The 1,428-nt window shown below is 60.4% G+C and carries 2 protein-coding genes; both read right to left on the bottom strand.

What is annotated here, in order from left to right:
- Window positions 1-70 precede the first annotated feature (70 nt).
- A complete protein-coding gene (locus ACGFYH_RS37355; protein WP_393807621.1) occupies window positions 71-475 on the bottom strand; it encodes a hypothetical protein in 405 nt (134 codons plus the stop codon).
- On the bottom strand, window positions 472-1,323 hold the full coding sequence (locus tag ACGFYH_RS37350) for a ParA family protein (protein WP_393807622.1): 852 nt from the start codon (window positions 1,321-1,323) through the stop codon (window positions 472-474). Before ACGFYH_RS37350 ends, ACGFYH_RS37355 begins: the two co-directional genes overlap by 4 nt.
- Window positions 1,324-1,428: the final 105 nt, after the last annotated feature.

Raw genomic sequence — 1,428 nt, 5'->3', positions numbered from 1 at the left:
AAGGGCAGTCACTTCCTCGCCTTCCTCGGCCTGGCCGCAGCCCTCACCTGCTACAAGAAGCTCGCGAAACTCACCACGTGAGACAACCTCTTAGTTCGCCCAGACGTGAGCGAAGTCCCACTTCGCTGACTTCGGCGAAAACTGCGAACGGATCGATCACACCAGGGGCCCGTCGGCTGCTACGCCGCGGGCGTTCAGCCGAGCGGGATGCGACGAGCGGCTCGGAAGGGGCTAGGGCCCTGCTCAGCGCCCGAGCGAAACGAGTCGTACGCGCGGCTTCGGCGGCCACCACGCTAAGGACACGCGCGAGGGTTCCTGCCAGGTCCGGGTCTGACGCTCCCAGCTTCAGGAGAGCTTCTGCGGCCTCCGTGGCCTGAGCCTGCAAGAGCGAGCCGTCGTCCTGCCGACCAGGGCCCCCTTCGTCCGAGATGTCACCATCCACGATCGCGGTTTCGTTGTCGTTCTGCTCGCTCACGCCTTCTCCTCGACCAGCTCGATGAACTCCTCCGTCATGGAACGGAAGGCCTTGTACTCCCCCTGATAGCCATACTTCTGCCGCAGAGTACTGCGGTCGACGAACTCCGCCGAGCCAGCGATGGAGTCTCGCTCGGGAATGTATGTCTGCAGCACCTCCGGGAGTTCCTCGTCGGCTTCGAGCCTGAGCACCGTGTTCCTGTGCACAGTTGAAGCCGCCCTAAACTTAGTCACGACAATTCCGATCTCCGCGATCGGTTGCGCATTGTCGTCGGCGAACGCCTTGACATGCCGCTGAATCTGAGGAATTCCATACGTCGAGAGGACGTCCGGAATCGTCGGGATAATATACCCGTCGGAGATGCGCAAGCCATTCAGAGTGACGATTCCGAGGTTCGGTGGGCAGTCGACGAGGACGTAGTCGTAGTCATCGATGATCTTCCAAACTGCCTTACGCAGAAGATCGGTCGGATTATTGCTGTAGAAGCGTCCGGACGACATGGAGGCCAAGCGGTCCTGGACGTCGATGAGGTCCAGCGAAGAGGGCAGAAGATCCACCTTGGTGACCGCGTCCACCGGAGACACGTTGCGCTGGAGCGTCTTCTCCAGATCGAACTCCGGAGGTTCCCCCTCAGGCCGGAGGGCGTCCTTGAAAAGGGTTGCCAAAGTATAACCGTCGTCGTTTAGTTCCTCCCACTTTTTCTCCCCGATCAGGACCGTCGTCAAGTTCGTCTGCGGGTCGAGGTCAATGACCAGGACTCTCTTATTGAACTCCGCCGAGAGGAACTCCGCGAGACCGGCCGTGGTGGTGGTCTTCCCCACGCCCCCCTTCAGATTGATGGTCGCGATGACATGAGCCTTAGAGGTTGTCTCACGTGGTGTGATGCTCGTGCGGCATGATGTCGGTCGTGAGTGCTGATCTGTCGAAGCGGTTGGTTCCTGACGAACTCTGGT

Origin of the sequence: Streptomyces sp. NPDC048392 (assembly GCF_043200575.1) — a bacterium.
Lineage (GTDB): Bacteria > Actinomycetota > Actinomycetes > Streptomycetales > Streptomycetaceae > Streptomyces.
This window is presented reverse-complemented; position numbering and strand designations above follow the sequence as displayed.